The organism is Halorubrum aquaticum (assembly GCF_900113615.1).
Lineage (GTDB): Archaea > Halobacteriota > Halobacteria > Halobacteriales > Haloferacaceae > Halorubrum > Halorubrum aquaticum.
The window spans coordinates 146,195-161,831 of sequence record NZ_FOPZ01000004.1; the positions used below are offsets into that span (position 1 = coordinate 146,195).

General features: G+C 56.3%; 15 protein-coding genes and 1 pseudogene. 11 read left to right on the forward strand and 5 right to left on the reverse strand.

Translation table 11 applies throughout. The features are described 5' to 3' along the window. Positions 1-471: 471 nt before the first annotated feature. Both F3H10_RS05315 and F3H10_RS05320 read right to left on the reverse strand, forming a co-directional pair. Positions 472-2,463, reverse strand: a complete 1,992-nt coding sequence (locus F3H10_RS05315; protein ID WP_149783789.1) for a hypothetical protein — start codon at positions 2,461-2,463, stop codon at positions 472-474. Beyond that, positions 2,460-4,844 carry a hypothetical protein gene (locus F3H10_RS05320; RefSeq protein ID WP_149783790.1) on the reverse strand — a complete coding sequence of 795 codons (2,385 nt, stop codon included), beginning with the start codon at positions 4,842-4,844 and terminating at the stop codon, positions 2,460-2,462. The genes F3H10_RS05315 and F3H10_RS05320 overlap by 4 nt, the downstream gene beginning before the upstream one ends. 342 nt (positions 4,845-5,186) lie before the next feature. Between F3H10_RS05320 and F3H10_RS05325 the strand changes: the two genes are divergently transcribed. Together F3H10_RS05325 and F3H10_RS05330 are read left to right on the forward strand one after the other, a co-directional pair. Beyond that, on the forward strand, positions 5,187-5,462 hold the full coding sequence (locus F3H10_RS05325; protein WP_149783791.1) for a hypothetical protein: 276 nt from the start codon (positions 5,187-5,189) through the stop codon (positions 5,460-5,462). Beyond that, entirely contained in the window at positions 5,459-5,899 is a 441-nt protein-coding gene (locus F3H10_RS05330) for a type II toxin-antitoxin system VapC family toxin (protein WP_149783792.1), read from the forward strand. Before F3H10_RS05325 ends, F3H10_RS05330 begins: the two co-directional genes overlap by 4 nt. On the opposite strand, the gene F3H10_RS05340 is transcribed toward F3H10_RS05330, so the two are convergent. From F3H10_RS05340 to F3H10_RS05350, 3 genes are all read right to left on the reverse strand, one after another. Next, a complete protein-coding gene (locus F3H10_RS05340) occupies positions 5,893-6,387 on the reverse strand; it encodes a hypothetical protein (RefSeq protein ID WP_223174208.1) in 495 nt (164 codons plus the stop codon). The two genes, F3H10_RS05330 and F3H10_RS05340, sit on opposite strands and share 7 nt — an antisense overlap. Positions 6,388-6,398: 11 nt before the next feature. Continuing rightward, positions 6,399-6,980 (reverse strand): DUF7437 domain-containing protein, encoded by a 582-nt coding sequence (locus F3H10_RS05345; protein WP_149783793.1) that lies wholly within the window; start codon positions 6,978-6,980, stop codon positions 6,399-6,401. 229 nt (positions 6,981-7,209) lie between these two features. After that, positions 7,210-7,512, reverse strand: coding sequence for a DUF7718 family protein (locus tag F3H10_RS05350; RefSeq protein WP_149783794.1), 303 nt, complete (start codon positions 7,510-7,512; stop codon positions 7,210-7,212). 241 nt (positions 7,513-7,753) lie between these two features. Between F3H10_RS05350 and F3H10_RS05355 the strand changes: the two genes are divergently transcribed. From F3H10_RS05355 to F3H10_RS05405, 9 genes and pseudogenes are all read left to right on the forward strand, one after another. Beyond that, complete coding sequence (locus F3H10_RS05355) at positions 7,754-8,116, forward strand: HVO_A0114 family putative DNA-binding protein (RefSeq protein ID WP_223174209.1); 363 nt, start codon at positions 7,754-7,756, stop codon at positions 8,114-8,116. 234 nt (positions 8,117-8,350) lie between these two features. Beyond that, positions 8,351-8,689 (forward strand): hypothetical protein, encoded by a 339-nt coding sequence (locus tag F3H10_RS05360; protein ID WP_188127870.1) that lies wholly within the window; start codon positions 8,351-8,353, stop codon positions 8,687-8,689. Between the two features lie 174 nt (positions 8,690-8,863). Continuing rightward, positions 8,864-9,850, forward strand: coding sequence for an SDR family oxidoreductase (locus F3H10_RS05365; protein WP_149783795.1), 987 nt, complete (start codon positions 8,864-8,866; stop codon positions 9,848-9,850). A 94-nt stretch (positions 9,851-9,944) separates the two neighbouring features. Beyond that, on the forward strand, positions 9,945-10,460 hold the full coding sequence (locus F3H10_RS05370; RefSeq protein ID WP_149783796.1) for a hypothetical protein: 516 nt from the start codon (positions 9,945-9,947) through the stop codon (positions 10,458-10,460). Next, positions 10,453-10,959, forward strand: coding sequence for a metal-dependent hydrolase (locus F3H10_RS05375; protein WP_149783797.1), 507 nt, complete (start codon positions 10,453-10,455; stop codon positions 10,957-10,959). The genes F3H10_RS05370 and F3H10_RS05375 overlap by 8 nt, the downstream gene beginning before the upstream one ends. Positions 10,960-11,001: 42 nt before the next feature. Next, positions 11,002-11,127, forward strand: a pseudogene (locus F3H10_RS05380) (UDP-glucose 4-epimerase); the annotation flags it as partial. Positions 11,128-11,829: 702 nt separating this feature from the next. Beyond that, the gene (locus tag F3H10_RS05395; protein WP_149783798.1) at positions 11,830-13,635 is read left to right on the forward strand and encodes an ABC transporter ATP-binding protein; all 1,806 of its coding nucleotides are present in this window, start codon (positions 11,830-11,832) and stop codon (positions 13,633-13,635) included. 138 nt (positions 13,636-13,773) lie between these two features. Beyond that, positions 13,774-14,832 (forward strand): N-acetylneuraminate synthase, encoded by a 1,059-nt coding sequence (gene neuB / locus F3H10_RS05400; protein WP_149783799.1) that lies wholly within the window; start codon positions 13,774-13,776, stop codon positions 14,830-14,832. Then, entirely contained in the window at positions 14,832-15,617 is a 786-nt protein-coding gene (locus tag F3H10_RS05405) for a formyltransferase family protein (protein ID WP_149783800.1), read from the forward strand. Before neuB ends, F3H10_RS05405 begins: the two co-directional genes overlap by 1 nt. Positions 15,618-15,637 lie beyond the last annotated feature (20 nt).

Sequence of the window (15,637 nt, forward strand, 5' to 3'; positions counted from 1 at the left end):
ACTACGGCAGTGAGGAAGAAGTGAATCACAACAGAACAGAGGCTACGCGACACACAAGAACCTATTAGATAGCATATACTACAACTCCAGTTAGATATCCGATAGAGATGGATCGATTCTATCTCTGAGCGAAGAACTCGGGGTTGTTCTGGCTCCGTCCTGAGAGTGGTTCCGCTGGTCTCTGATCACCCGTTGGTTGGGGGTTATTATTACTATTATCAGTCGTCTCGGTGACCCCATCATGTCGTTCACGTCTTGCGATTAGACCCTCTCATTACCCCCTCATTCCCCTCATTTTTATTCAACCCCGCTCATCGATCCCACTCATCCACGATCTGGGCTTATTGACGACTTGATCCGACACAGAGTCAGCGGATGAGTAGCTGAAGAGATGCGATCTGTAGAGAGTCAACAATTAGACAATAATGAGCGTGCCACGAGCAAGGACCACACACGTAGGGCTATCCGAGCCTATCCCCCTGACGTCTCGAACGGGTATCGCCACGTTCGACCCGGGAGCTCATCGACATGAAGATCTGACAGGCTTCCGGGAAATTGGCTCTTCAAATTGTGCGCGAACGACCCCGATATCGGCTCTTCAGATTGGTGGCGAAGCCACGCAACAAACTCGGCTTCGACGGCCGAAACAGCGAGTGACTTCTCAGAATCTGAGACAGTATAGATAGCGAAGAAGTCGGCCGCGGCAGCCTGATCCCGGGTGGGTAACTGCGGGCAATCCCACGAGGCTTGCTGCTGATATTCTCGCAGGGCACTCGCTTCCTGAGTGAGGACCGTGACGAACTCGAGGCCGGCGGCAAGCCAGGTAGGGACGGCTGGGCGGCGAACAAACGCACACGCCTCGAAAAACGCGTCGCGGGTGGCATACGAAAGCTGGTTGTCGCCAGCAGCGGTCCGGACAAGAATCTCATCGTCCTGTTGGTATGCTCGCGGGAAGTCCGAGACAAGTGTACTGAACGATCCATCGCGAGATCGGCTCAGTACCGCGTTCCCCTTGTGGTGGTACACTACCACTCCGTCTGGAGTGAGCGTCCACTCGGTGTTGGCTGTCCGTTCTCGAACGGCCGTGGCGATGTCTTCACGAAGGGGTGTCGATCGTTCGTACAATCGCGTGCCAGCGGCGGTGATCTCGAACGGTTGTTGGAGACAGTGCCGTGCGCGAGCAGCGACTTCGGTTGCGTCTGTGAAGACCGTGAGCCGATCAGTTGTCGACGACTGATGGACGTCAGCGGCGACCGCAATCAGGTCGCCACGCACGAACTGTGGATCGGTCACAATGACACAGCGATGTGTCCGGTCTGGGTACACCGCGGTGAACTCCTCGAACGGACTGGAGTGGTCGTCGGTGATGTTCCCACCCTGTTCACGGGCCCACTCGAGAGCGGTTCGACCAAACGAGGATTCAATCTCGAGTTCCGCAGCGGTCGGAATGGGAGCCGATGGCGGCGGCGACGCTGCCGGCGGCGTTGGCTTCCGCAGGGTGTACTGAGGGGTAATCCGTGGTGGTGCGCGACCGAAAGTGTCCCACGGCGAGACGTGGTACGTTTGTTCTCGCAGCCCACAAAATGCTGGTAAGAGTTCTGTATCGAGCCGAATCCACGGAAGTACGCCATGTTGGGCGTACGTCGACGTGAGTGGGGCCGCAGGTGGGTGGTCAGAGAACAACGCCGCATACTCTGTTGGGGTCCGTGAGAGCGTGCGAGCAGACGCAATCGTCGAGATTTTTGTAGTCGCCCCGTGCTCGTGTGTCACCATCGGGGCGGGTGGCCCAGACACGCGGGGTTCTGTGTGGAGTTCCCAGCCGTGATCGAAGATGAGCTCACGGTTCGTCGTGAGATTGAATGCGTCGAAGGGGGCTGTCATATCAGGCGCGTCCTGATGATAGTGGGCGTCACCCGCAGCCGTGTGGGTGGCCACCTCAGGTGAGAAATCTGCGATGCGGAGGCTCACTTCAACACACTCACTCTCGAATCGACCGACGACGAGTTGGATCGCATGTGGGCGAATACCGGCGGCGATCTCGAGGAGTTGTTCGACTGGTGTTGGCGTCGATGTCCGGGCGCGCTCGACTGGGTGATCGCGTGTTGTGAGCAGTCGGTGGACGGGCACGGGGGTGTTGCCGAGTGGTGCTGGGTCGACCTCGACAATTGAGATGCCAACGTCGAGTGGGAGTTCATCGTTGGCAATGCTGGCGAGCCTCTCAGTGCTCTCAGTGGAGTGTGTGGTCGGTCGCGAGCGGAGCAGATACCGCTCACGATGGTGTCCAGAGACCGCGAGCAACGTGACAGTGTTGAGGTGTTCGTCGAAAAGCGCCCGATAGATCACCCGCGCGAGGAGTCGTGAGATGGGCGTCCCGTGGTATCCAGCTGGTGACTTGCTCGTGGTGACGAACTCGACAGCAGCCCACGGCGCAGCGGGATGACTCCCCGTTGTGATGTGTTTCATTCCGCCTCGTCTGTGTCGATCTCGACGTCGGCCACCGACGTCTCTGTGAGTGTTTCGGTGAGGTCGGTGAGTCCCTCTTCAACGCCCGGGCGATGGGGCGTGTCGATCTCTGGGGGGATGACCCAGTCGTATTCCGGGTAGTGCGGATTGCGGTTGTTGGTGCCGCCTTTCTTTGCGTCTTTGATCTCGTCGGGGAGCGCTTGGACGATGATCGATCCCGGTGGGGTGTCGTGTGTTGAGGAAGCTGTGTAGTAGTGTTGGGCCCACGTTTGGAGTGCTCCCGACGAGATGCGCGCGTCTTCGCGCTCACAGATGAGCTGATCAGTGAACGCTTCGAGACAGCCACGGTGTCGATTCATCTTGCCGACGCTGTCAGGCGTATCCCAGCTTGGAGGGTCGAAGTAGACGTCAATACCACCCTCTTCGGTACGGTACGCAACTGTCGCGAAATGAAGGTAGTTACCACAAATGGGAATGTGTGGGAGGCTGATCTTCGTCCACTCTGAAGTGAACGTCTCTGGGGTATTGTACTCCGCAATGACAGTGCCATCTTCTTCTTCGACGCGGTGGACGCCGTCGACCTCCTGGTAGAAGTGGGTGTCCCACGAGAACTCACCGACATCGCCGCCGGGTGCGCCGCCCGCGATACGCTCGCCGTTGACGCGAGCGACAAGCCGATCGCGACCAAACAGCTCCCAGGTGGTTGTGACACTGCCTTTCAACACCGGAATGCGGTCATCGGGACACCGCACTGGCCTTGTACGGTTGTACAGCCGAACACCGCAATCATCTCGGTCTGAGAGGTCGTCGTTGTACGGCTGACTGAGGTGGGTAAAGCCCCGTTTTGCGTTTTTTCGTGAGGTATAGACGAAGATGACGTGGCGACCCATGGCGTAGGCGCGGTCAGCGTTGACGAGTGTGGTCGACGCCTTTGTGTTGTTCTTATATTCAGCCTCAACAGAGACGTATGAATCGTCAACAGTCAGTGGGATGGTACTGATCGCACCGGTCTCTGTGTGGAGTTCGATATCCGGCAGCGACTTTGAGTTCTGGGTGATTTCGTAGATCTCATCGCCGCCTTCGGTGAAAATGTCAATAATCGACTGGACGTGTCCCTGGTGTCCAGGGCTGCCGATGTTTTGTACTGACTCATCGGGGACAGGGATGAACTCATCATCTTCGCCGTAGTTTGGCGCCGTTGAGCCGTATGTACTGAGTATCTCTTCTGTGAAGAATCTGGGCGCATCACGACCTGGAACGACCGCCCACGGGTTGGTCTTCCAGCGTGACCGAACAAGGCCCGTGAGTTGTGGCAAGAACGGTCCCGAGATTGAGAATCGGGCATAGCGGTTGAGCTCATCTTCGAGCAGTGAGTCCCACGTTGCGTTCGCAGACAACATATGCCAGTAATCGGATTTGCCAAGCACGATGTCTTTCACTTTGTTCGCTTCACGCCGTGCCCGCGCTTTTGATTTGCGCGCTGTTACCATCTCGTCAGTGTAGCTTGCGCTAGCTACGGGCTTACCATTGATTTTCTCGGTGTACTCAGTCTCCCAGTACCGGTCAGTGAGTCCCCGAAAGTTAGACGTGAAGTTGTACTTGCTGAACGTCGTCGCCAGATCAAATGGGTGGCCGCGTTCAGCGATCTCGGCGAAGCCCTCTTTGCCAGTAAAGACGAACTGGGGTGGATACGTCGCAAGTCGAACGGTGGCAGTGTACTGGCCGTGCTCTGCTGGTGTAAAGATTGTTTGATACAAGAATGCTACTGAGTGCTCACGCAGTGTCTCAAACGTCGTCGCTAGCACGTCGACACCGCTCGTGCCAACGGGATTGACCACGTGGGTGTTCTTGAGATGAAGCCGAGACGCGTTGACTGGGGTGTTACCGAGTGGAGAGAGGTCAAGGGTCCCACGTTCGACGGTACATTCTTCAGGAACGTATTTTTGGATCGCTTTGGTGATTTTGTTGACGCCCGGCAGATGGGTCCTGTCTATGAAATCGTCGATCGTACTCTGGTTGATACTTCGGCCGTCGTTTCGTTTTGGCTCGATGCTTAAGATGAGTTCCAAGCCAACCGGGCCGGGGAACTGGAGCACTTCGAACTGTTTGATTCCACCGGCGGTTTCCTTGCGGACTTCTTCGATGACTTGGGTGATACACCCGCGGATGTAGTCGGGGAGCGTTTCGAACTCGTCTTTGATGATGGGGAGTCGAATTCGAAAGGCCGAGCGTCGTTGGGGTTTGTCTTTGGATGGCTCGAATCGGGCGCGTGTGCTGGGCTCGAACTTCTCGTCTGGAAGCGTGTCTGGGGTTGCGGAGTCTTCCTGGTCATCTTCAGCGCGGTTGTCTTCGGTTTGGGGGGATTCTGGGGTTGCGGCCATTTAGCGGGAGAGCGGGAGGGCGTGGTCACTTGGGGTGGCGGTTCGGGATGTGGGGTGTGGGGTTCGTCGTGGTTGGCTCACGGTGAGTATGTGTTGGGTGGTCAGCGGGGTCGGTGCGGTTGGTGTGTTCGTGTCGAATGAAGTATGAGAATTAATTGTTGTTCTCAAAATATCGGGAGTGAGAAACAGAGTGGGATGTGGGTGATAACAATACGGATTCTGAGGGATCTATCGCTGACACCTCGAAGTTGAGCCCACAGAGAAAGCGGTCTGGTTCAGTCAGAACCACCATCGCTGATTTTGGTAGAAACATTAACTAGGTTGTAGTCGCAACCAGATTGTATGTCAACAGCGGTCAAGATGGATGAAGACGCGAAATCAAAGCTCGAAGAACTCCAGGCAGAGATCCGGCTCAAAACGGGAAAGAAAGTCACCCAACAGGAACTTCTCTCTACCCTGATCCAATCGGCGGTCAACTCCCGCGCGGAGTTCATCGATTCGTTCCGAGATGGACCAACAGCCCTGAACGAAACGGAACTCGAGGAATTCAACCAAGGGACAATCGCCTCCGGTGTCGAAACGACGGAAGACGACATCGACGATATCTTGTACGGATGAGCGTCTTCGTCGATACCGGCGTGTTCTACGCCCATCACGACACCGACGCCAGCCGACACACGGTCGGTACTGACGCGTTGAATACCGTCCTTTCGTCCGCAGAATACGGGCACGTGATGACGAGCGACTACGTCTACGACGAAACAGTCACGCTGACGCAGCGGCGGACAGGAAATGTCGACGCCGGGCTCGAAGTGGGACGGCGCATTCGCGGTGCGGGGTATCCCTCGGCCATCGAATCACTCCACTCGTCTCCCACGCTCTTCGATCGTGCCGTGTCCGTCCACCAGACGTACGCCGACCACGAGTTCAGCTTCACGGACGCGATGACCGTCGCGATGGTCGAATACCACGAGATAGACGGGGTGTTGAGTTTCGACGACGACTTCGACGGGATCGTCCCGCGACTCGTTCCGGAGACACTGGCGTTTCAGTGAACGGCGACAACGTCTTCGCGGGGAGCGTCGAGCCCGCGGTCGCGACGACGACCGGCGTGATCGAGACGGACGAGGCGGGGCGCGTGACGGGAATCGTCTTCGAGCCATTCAACTGCGGCCGCAGCAAGCACGGTGTCAGCCTTTTCGATCCGATCCTCGCTTCTGTTCGAGGACCGAGCGATGTACGACCGAACGTCGTCCATCACTCTTGACACGGTGCCGTTCGTGTAATCAGGCTCGTCGGCGACTGTGACCCAACCGGCGTCAATGGCGCTATTGATCGGAGTCTGTCCCGGCGTACTTCGCCTCGGCGCACCACCGAGCTCGTCATAGACCCGCTGCGGAATGACAAATGTGAGATCGTTCCGTTGAGCAAAGCGTTCGAGAGCCGTGTACTTGTTGTTCTGTTGGCGACCACACGCGATGAACAATCCTGTATCCGCGATCCACGTCACCGAATTCTGCAACGGGTTGAACGGCTCACTCATCGCTCTCGTAGTCAGCCTTCAATCGTCGGATTCTCATTAGCGTCCCGAATCTCGTCAAAATAGGGATCGACCGATTCCATATCGAGGACGACGTCTCGTAGTGCCTGTAACACGGCAATTGCGAACGCGTGCTGAAGGTCGAGTTCTCGTGCTGCAACTCGCTCCGACATGTTCCCGTTGGCGTACGGGATCGCATACGTCAGGGCGGCGGCGAGCTTTCCGAGACCGTCTCTCTCGATGAGTAGGTTGAGGTCTTGATCGCGAGACGATCGGCCGAATGCTTCGATGAGCGTCGGCGTGATCGTATACTCGTCTCCACCGAGATTTGTCGAGAGTGTGATCGGGACTGCTGAATACGTGTGTGTTTTCTGGTCCTCATCTCGAGTGAGGACCTCGAGTTCAACGAGCGAGCCGGCATCCGAATATGCTGTCGTCCGGGGAATCTCCAGTTCATCGACAATGTCGTCGATAGTGACCTCCTCTTGCCGGAGCACGAAGGTGTAGAGCCGCGCCAGTCGTGGCTCTTCCAGCAGCTGTGCAACTGACAGCAGGCCGTTGACGGCGCGTTCGGGGTCTCCAACTGCCTTCGACATACAATTTATAATTCATGTACTAGATAATAGTGTTTGGCATTACCGAATCGGACGTGATACTTCGGACACCCTGTGCCGAGCGATTCGTGAGTCCTCTGTACTGACCGAAACGTGTCTCTCTCTGGGCATCTCAACAGATCTGTCGCCTCATCCTGACACGACCCCAAGGTTGGTCCGTGGAAAGTACCTTCTTCTCGCAGATTCTCAACGACTAATCTTCCTCACCGACTTATCCTTCGTCTCGTAGTCCCTTCCCGTGGTTTTTGAGGTAGGTTTGGCCGTACGTTCGAGCGTGTTCATTGAGGTGATCCTCAGCCTCCCAAAGATTTGAGATGGGTACTTCGAAATCCTTGATATCTGCACCAATCTCCCGGTAGAACCGATCTAGGTGGATTTCTCCCTCATCGTGTTCAGCGTTATCCACCTTTGCCACCTCGATTCGGGACCCATCAGCCAATTCGAAAAATAGGATGGCCGCAAAAGACTCTGGATTGTTTGTGCTCGGATCGGCGCGCGCGCCGATCTGGAACACAACTCCTCCAACACGATCCGCCTCGTAGACATACTCAAAGTCTGATTGTCGAGTCATGTATGTAGTGAATCAGTCTCAGAGACGCAGACCGCCCCTACATTTATTGTATACGTATCGGATAAAGTTAAATCTATTGATTTTGACCGTTGTGGTATCAAAACTGCCCCTATTCGTCGCAATTTAGCCTTTCAGAAACATTTAACTCGTTGTGGTTCTAAAACAACGATAAGGAGACTAATACATGTCCGATACTGAATCAGAAACTACTGCCATTGATATGGAAGGGCGGGAAGATCGCAGTCACCTTCGCGGTGAGATGGCCCGCTCGCTCGCCCGAGGTGGGATGGAAGGTGTCCAAGTGATCAGCTGGGAAAGCGCAGAGATCGCTCTCACACCGAAGCGTCGTGAGATTATCGAGACACTCCGCGAGAAGGAAATCGGGTCTGTTCGAGGACTCGCCCGGGAGCTGGATCGAGACAAATCGCAGGTCAGTCAAGATCTGGCGAAGCTCGCAGAGCTAGGTATCGTTCGGTACGAAAAGAACGGCAACGCGAAGAGTCCCCGACTGACACAGGAGCACATCGTCGTCGAGCCGATCGTCTAGACAGACCTGGGAACAAGTGCTGGGGTCACACCGGAGGGCGTCCTACCCTGCCCCGGAGAGAACACTTGACATGGTGGGGTGGGGGTGGCGATGAATGCGACGGGGGCGCGATCGATCTTCAGTATAGTGGAGTCACTTCCGATCATGCTCTTCGGTTCTCCTTCTTACACGAAGACTGTTAATGACCGTTAACGTTGGTGAGAACGCTTATACACACAGATAGAGTCTCCCTGTATGAGCAGTATGGAGCACGCGGATGACCGCGGGGCGACAAAGCAACTCCGGAAGGAACACCCGAGCGGGTGGCTCTACCTCACGCAGCACGATGCGATCCCGATTCTCGTCGACGCGTTGCTTGATCTCCCGCCGAATCGTGAGTTCAACAAAACCGAACTCGCGGAACACGCCGGCGTCACGTGCCAAACTGTTGGCAACTACACCGACCTCTTGTGTGAGGTCGAACTCATCGAGGAAGTTCCGAACACGTCACCACGCCGGTATCGGGTCGCAGACAGCGATGTCGTCCGCGAGCTCTTCGAGTTGAATAGCGCGCTCAACAGCGTCGGTGAGTAGTCGCTGCCCACGAGGAGCACTCCGATACTCACGTTGGTGTTCGAAACCGTGGTTCGCAGTCTCGCCAACGGCTGCTTCCGGAGCGCGCCAGTCGATTCCCGGGGCGGAGACTCGGGACCGGCAACCCGTTCGACGAACCGCGCGAGTTTTGTGTCGGCCTTTGGAAGGGCCCGTATGCAAATTCTCGTGACGGGAGGGGCCGGGTTCATCGGCGGCCACCTCGCCGAGTCGTTCCTCGCCGACGGCCACGACGTGACGGTCCTCGACAACTTTGAACCCTTCTACGCCGAGGGCATCAAACGCCACACCCTCGATGTCCACCGCGAGGTGGCGGACGAAGGCGATTCGGAGTATCGGTTCGTCGAGGGCGACGTGCGTGATCCCGAGACAGTCCACAAAATCGTCGACGACACGGATATCGTCGTTCATCAAGCCGCGCAGGCGGGCGTCCGCGAGAGCGTGGACAACCCCCGGACGGTGACCGACATCAACGTCGACGGGACGGTGAACCTGCTCGAGGCGTCCAAGGAGGCAGACGTGAAGCGAGTGATCCTCGCGAGCTCCTCGTCGGTGTACGGCAAGCCGCACTCATTGCCCTACGAGGAGGACCACCCGACCGAGCCCGTGAGTCCCTACGGGGTGACGAAGTTGACCCAGGAGCACATGGCGCGGGTGTACACGGAGCTTCACGGCCTGCCGACGGTGTGTCTGCGGTACTTCACGGTGTACGGGCCGCGGATGCGTCCCAACATGGCGATCTCGAACTTCGTCTCGCGGTGTCTGAACGGCGAGCCGCCGGTGATCTATGGAGATGGACAGCAGACGCGTGATTTCACCTACGTGGCTGACGTGGTGGACGCGAACCGGACGCTACTGGATTCCGATGCGGCTGACGGCGACGTGGTGAACATCGGGAGCTCGGACAACATCTCGATTCAGGAGTTGGCCGAGACGGTGCGGGATCAGTTGGCGCCCGAACTGGAGATCGTGTATGAATCCGCGCGCGAGGCCGACGCCGAGCACACGCACGCGTCCGTGGAGAAGGCCGGCGAACTGATCGGGTATGAGCCCTCACGAACGATCACGGAGGGCGTCGGCGAGTTCATCGAGTGGTATCAGGCGAACCGGGAGTGGTACGAACCGTTGGTGCGGTCGTCGTAGGTGGATCCGGTTTCAGAAAGCCGAAAGGAGTGGACAGGTCACTGAACCACTCCATCGATGGATCTTTATTCGCTACCGACGGACGACTCCCTAGATGTCTCGTGCTGTCGGGTACCGCCTCGTCGCACTCGGAGTCTGTGTCGTCCTTCTCAGCGGGGCCTTTGTGCTTGCTGGCGCGGGATATCCAGCACCCACGAGTCCGGGACCTGACCTCGCGGAGCCTGACGTGACACCAGCCGATCTGGCCGGCGACCACGTCGAGACCGGTGGCGTCGTGATCGCAACTGACCCGGTGATCATCGAGGTCACCGACGGCACCACCACACAACGACTCCCTGTCGAGAATGCACCGGACGTCGCCGTTGGCCAAGACGTCATCGTCGATGGCACGCTCACGACGGACGGGACACTTGCTGCGGATCGGGACCGGACGGTCGTCCGGGAGCCGTGGGAGACGACGTACATGTACGCGGTTTCGGTGCTTGGCGCACTGTTCGTTGCACTCCGGATCGCCGATGGGTGGCGATTCGATCCGGAGACGGTCGCCTTCTCACCCCGGGACACACCACTTCACACCCGCTATCTGTCGGAGGAGGAAGCCAGTGGCTGATCTCTTCACGCATATTTTGGTCGGGTACGTCCTCGCGATCGTGCTCTCGTGGCGGTACGAGTGGATCTCCTATCCGTTCGTCACGGCGGTGATGATCGGGTCGACGCTCCCAGACCTCAATCGGATCGATCTGGTGGTCCCCGAGGAAACGATTTCAGTGCTCTTGGGACTCCCGTTCACGTGGAGTCCGCTCCACCGCGTCGGTGGCACGCTCCTGATCGTGTGTATTGGCGCACTCCTCGTCCCGAACGCGTATCGGCGTGTCGTGTTCGTTCTGTTATCCGTTGGTGCCAGCTCCCACTACGTGCTCGATTTGCTGTTGTATAAGCCGTCCGGGATCACGAGTCCGTTGTTGTGGCCGTTCGTCACACATGGGCTTGCCGTCGATGGGTTATATCTCAGTAGTGATCGGTGGCCGGTCGTCGCCGCGGCGGTGCTTGCTGGTCTCGTTTGGGTCGTCGATCAGCGTATGATGCGCACGGATCATTCAGACACGTGATATGTACGCCGATCTCTCGTTTCACTTTCGCTAATTCGGTGTATGGAGAAGGCCGGTGAGCTGATCGTGTATGAGCCCTCACGGACGATCACGGAGGGGGTAGGAGAGTTCATCGAGTGGTATCAGGCAAACCGGGAGTGGTACGAGCCGTTGGTGCGGGAGTCGTAAGGAGATCGGGTTCGAGACAGAATCGGGCTCGCTGACGGGGATCAATGGCGTGGTCGGTCTGTGACGGGATCCGAGAAGTCCGCCACGCGAGAGGGCAATTCACTCGGGTCGAGGCATCTCTTCGGGGTGACTGTGGGAGTACTCGAGTGCGCCGTACACGTCAGCGACGTCCAGATCGAGCCGGGCGGCCACCCTTCGGCCGACTTTCTCGCGCCTTCGACGAGTCCGCGGATCCGCCGTACCGTCACGCGTCGCCCCTCGATGTGCGGTTCGTCGTAGAATTCGCTCACGATCCGGACGGACGACCGTGCCAGACCCGGATCTAGCGGGTCGATCCAGATGAACGGTCGCCTCGCCGGCGCTCAGGGCGCGGAGACGAGGAAGTGACGGCCGGGCGACCGCCACGCGTCACGACGTACCGGTGACCGGCGTCGTGGGGATCCTCCGCCGTGCGTCGGGGAGCAGTCGACCTCGAAACGACACTCGACGGGCGCCGCGAGGCGGGCGTTCGGATCTCGGACGCGCCGTCCGAACGCGCGCTCGAGACGGACGCGGAGCGCAGTGTTTCCCGAGGTCGCGACGGGACGGGCGCGGTCCGGGCGAACTCGGTCGACGAACGTCCGTACACGGATCGTGAGTGGAGCGTGAGACGAGACCGACGACATTATTCGGGTCGCCATCCGAAATCGGACAACTCCCTGTATGTCATCGTCAGATCCCGAACCGGTCTCCAGACGCGAGAAACTCGACGCCCTCCGCGACGTCGCGAAGTACAACCCGACGTACACGACGGCGGTGGTTGTGCTCGGGGTCGTCGCCGCGGTGCTCGAGGGCGTCGGCCTAAGCTTCATCCTCCCGATCGTCGAACTCGTCCAGCTCGAAGACCCCGCGAGGGAGGCGGAGGGGCTGCTCGCGGTGTTCGTCACAGCCTATCAGGCGGTCGGGATCCCCTTCACGCTGGGCTACGTCGTGGTCGGCGTGTCGGCCGTGATGGTTGCACGGTACACGACCAGCTTCGCGGTCGCGTGGTTCCGGGAGGCGCTGCGGACCTACTACATCCGGGACCTCCAGACGCGGGCGTTCCGGAACGCGCTGAACGCGCGCGTGGAGTACTTCGATAAGGAGGGATCTGATGATATTTTGAACGCGATCGTGACGCAGACGAACTATGCGGGACGAGTGATCGATCAGGGGGTCAAGTTCACTCAGCAACTCTTTCTGGCCGGCGTGTACTTCGCTGTCGCACTAGTGATCGCGCCGGTGCTGACGATTATAACGGGAGTCGTTCTCGGCGGATTCTCGGTCTTCTTCCGCCGGGTTATCGATTCGGGGTACGATGTCGGAGAGAAGGTCGCCGAGGCGAACGAACTGCGACAGGAGGCCGCACAGGCTGGGACGCAAGGGATCCGCGACGTGCGGATCTTCGGGCTCGCCGAGGAACTCTTCGAGGACTTCACAGAGGCGATTAAACAGTTCACCGAGTCGCAAATCGCTCTCCGGCGCAACGAGGCCGCAATTCAGAACTTCTACAACCTCGTCGTCGCGGTTTCGGTGTTCGTGCTCATCTATCTCGCGTTGACGTTCGCGAGCCTCTCGGTCGGCGAACTCGGTGTCTTCCTCTTTGCAATGTTCCGACTTGGGCCGAAGGCGAGCCAAGTGAACACGCTGTACTATAGAGTCGAAAACAACCTCCCGCACCTCGTCCGCACTATCCAGTTCACCGATGAGCTGGCGACGTACCACGAACCGACCGGATCGAGCCGGGAGGTCCCCGAGGAGATCCGGGAGGTCGAGTTCGACGACGTTCATTTCTCGTACGATGACGAAGACGAGGTCCTCCGCGGGATCGACTTCACCGTCGAGAAGGGCGACTTCGTCGGGTTCGTCGGGCAATCGGGCGCGGGGAAATCGACGATCGTCTCGTTGCTTGCTCGGCTGTATCCGGTCGACGAAGGCGAGATCAGAGCGAACGGGATCCCGATCGACGAGATGGACATCGGGGAATGGCGCGACCGACTCTCGATGGTCAGGCAGGATCCGTTCATCTTCAACGACACGCTCCGGTACAACCTGACGCTCGGGAATCGAGCTGTATCGGATGACGACCTCGACCGAGTGTGTTCGATCGCCAAGGTCGACGAGTTCATCGACGAACTCCCGGACGGGTACGACTCGCTTCTCGGCGATGACGGGGTTCGGCTGTCGGGCGGACAACAGCAGCGTGTCGCGCTCGCGCGGGCGTTACTCGAGGACGCCGACGTGTTGATCCTCGACGAGGCGACGAGCGACCTCGACTCCAACCTGGAAAAGCAGGTCCAGCAAGCGATCGAGGAGATGGATCGGGACTACACGGTCGTCACGATCGCCCACCGGCTATCGACGGTGAAGAACGCCGACCGGATCTACACTATCGAAGAGGGACGAGTTACGGAGACGGGACAGCACGACGAACTCGTGGCAGAAGGCGGGAAGTACGCGGAGCTGTACGGGATCCAGGCGAATCGGTAGCCCTCCAACGATCGAGATTCAACAATAGAGATTGATCTCAGTATGACATGTGTCGATGACTATCCCTTCCAAAGAGTGCTTGATTAGTAGAGATGAATCGATGATCAAGTCTATATTCTTCTAAATAACAATTGGACTATGGAGATCGATGGCATCCAAATCGGTCCAGACTCTTCGCCGTTTTTCATTGCGGAGGCAGGTGTCAACCACAATGGAGAGTTGAAAAAAGCAAAAGAACTCATAGATGTTGCTGTAGAGGCGGGAGCTGATGCAGTGAAATTCCAGACGTTCACCGCAGAGCGATTGGTTACTCCCAACGCTAATAAAGCAGATTACCAGACGGAAACAACTGGTGAAGGAAGCCAGTATGAGATGCTAAAGCGGTACGAACTTGATCGGGAAGCACACAAATTATTACTGGATTACTGCTCTGAAAAAGAGATTACGTTTCTCTCAACACCATTCGACCGTGAGAGCGCAGATATGCTAAAACAGCTTGGAGTAAGCGCGATCAAACTCGGGTCAGGTGAACTCACCAATATCCCATTAATCAAGCATGTGGCTGGGTTCGATTTACCACTGATTGTGAGCACTGGAATGGGTACACTAGAGGAGGTGAAGGAAGCGTATGACACGATCCAATCAGTAGATCCGCGAGCAGATGTCGTCTTTCTCCATTGTACGTCGACATATCCCTGTTCCCCGGATGACGTGAACCTCAGAGCGATGGAGACGATCAGAAAAGAACTAGACGTATCTGTAGGATACTCAGATCATACCGTTTTGTCGGAAACACCGGCTTTCGCTGTCGCAGCTGGCGCATCCATTCTTGAAAAGCATTTCACGCTAGATTCTACACTACCCGGACCGGATCACGAAGCATCACTTGAACCAGAAGAGCTGGACCGCGCTGTCGCTTTAGTTCATACTGCGGCGCGAATTAGAGGAAATCCAAGAAAGCAACCAACTGAAAGCGAACAGGAGAATATCAGAACAATACGAAAAAGCCTTCATGCTGCCTCAGACCTCAATTCAGGAGATCTACTGGAAGAAAGCAATATTGCGCTCCTCCGACCCGAAGAAGGTATCTCACCACGAAAGTATGATTCCGTTGTTGGAAAAAAAATAATTCGAAGTATTTCTCAGGGAGAGCCAATAACGATCGCAGATATAGATGTTGAAGTGAGTAAATTATAATGGAAAAACCTGAGATAATATTTGCGGGTGACAGAAAAATAGCAGTAAACGTATTGAGATATTTATTGGATAGTGATGTTAGAGTTTCTGGATTATGCCTGCCAAATATAGGTTCTGCATCACACGATGAGCAATTAATCAAATTATGTAATCATTTGGACGATGATCGGATTTTCAGAGGAACAGAATTCAAAAGTGAAAGTAACAAAAAGAGGCTCGAGAGGATCATTCCAGATTATATGATCTCAGTACATTTCCAGCATTTCATTCCAAAAGAAATTCTTGAGATACCAATTCATGGTGTAGTCAATTTACATCCAGCATATTTGCCATATAATCGTGGATGGCACACACCGAGCTGGGCTATACTTGATCAAACACCTTACGGTGCGACACTTCATTTTATGGAAGAAGAGATAGACGCAGGAGATATAATCGCACGAAAGAGGATCGAGATCAAACCAGAAGATACGGCCAATACTCTGTATCAGAAAGCTTTGACTGCTGAGTTCGAATTATTCAAACAATCGTGGCCAGATCTTGCTGAGTTCAATTATACTACTAGTCCTCAGTCGGAGACGGAAGCAACTACCCACACAAGAGATGAATTGAAAAAAATACAAAAATTGAACTTAGAACAGTCTGTTAAAACAGAGGAATTAATTAAAAAAATACGGGCATTAACTACTAACAAAATAGAAGAAGCAGCATATTATGAAAAAGAAAACAAAAAATATTACATACAAGTAGACATCGTTCCTGAATTAGAACTAGATAGTAGCTAACAGGCTATCGGTACTTGAGA

Coding starts and splice junctions, on each gene's coding strand:
- F3H10_RS05315 (WP_149783789.1), bottom strand. CDS start 2,463: ATGAAACACATCACAACGGGGAGTCATCCCGCTGCGCCGTGGGCTGCT.
- F3H10_RS05320 (WP_149783790.1), bottom strand. CDS start 4,844: ATGGCCGCAACCCCAGAATCCCCCCAAACCGAAGACAACCGCGCTGAA.
- F3H10_RS05325 (WP_149783791.1), top strand. CDS start 5,187: ATGTCAACAGCGGTCAAGATGGATGAAGACGCGAAATCAAAGCTCGAA.
- F3H10_RS05330 (WP_149783792.1), top strand. CDS start 5,459: ATGAGCGTCTTCGTCGATACCGGCGTGTTCTACGCCCATCACGACACC.
- F3H10_RS05340 (WP_223174208.1), bottom strand. CDS start 6,387: ATGAGTGAGCCGTTCAACCCGTTGCAGAATTCGGTGACGTGGATCGCG.
- F3H10_RS05345 (WP_149783793.1), bottom strand. CDS start 6,980: ATGTCGAAGGCAGTTGGAGACCCCGAACGCGCCGTCAACGGCCTGCTG.
- F3H10_RS05355 (WP_223174209.1), top strand. CDS start 7,754: ATGTCCGATACTGAATCAGAAACTACTGCCATTGATATGGAAGGGCGG.
- F3H10_RS05360 (WP_188127870.1), top strand. CDS start 8,351: ATGAGCAGTATGGAGCACGCGGATGACCGCGGGGCGACAAAGCAACTC.
- F3H10_RS05365 (WP_149783795.1), top strand. CDS start 8,864: ATGCAAATTCTCGTGACGGGAGGGGCCGGGTTCATCGGCGGCCACCTC.
- F3H10_RS05370 (WP_149783796.1), top strand. CDS start 9,945: ATGTCTCGTGCTGTCGGGTACCGCCTCGTCGCACTCGGAGTCTGTGTC.
- F3H10_RS05395 (WP_149783798.1), top strand. CDS start 11,830: ATGTCATCGTCAGATCCCGAACCGGTCTCCAGACGCGAGAAACTCGAC.
- neuB (WP_149783799.1), top strand. CDS start 13,774: ATGGAGATCGATGGCATCCAAATCGGTCCAGACTCTTCGCCGTTTTTC.
- F3H10_RS05405 (WP_149783800.1), top strand. CDS start 14,832: ATGGAAAAACCTGAGATAATATTTGCGGGTGACAGAAAAATAGCAGTA.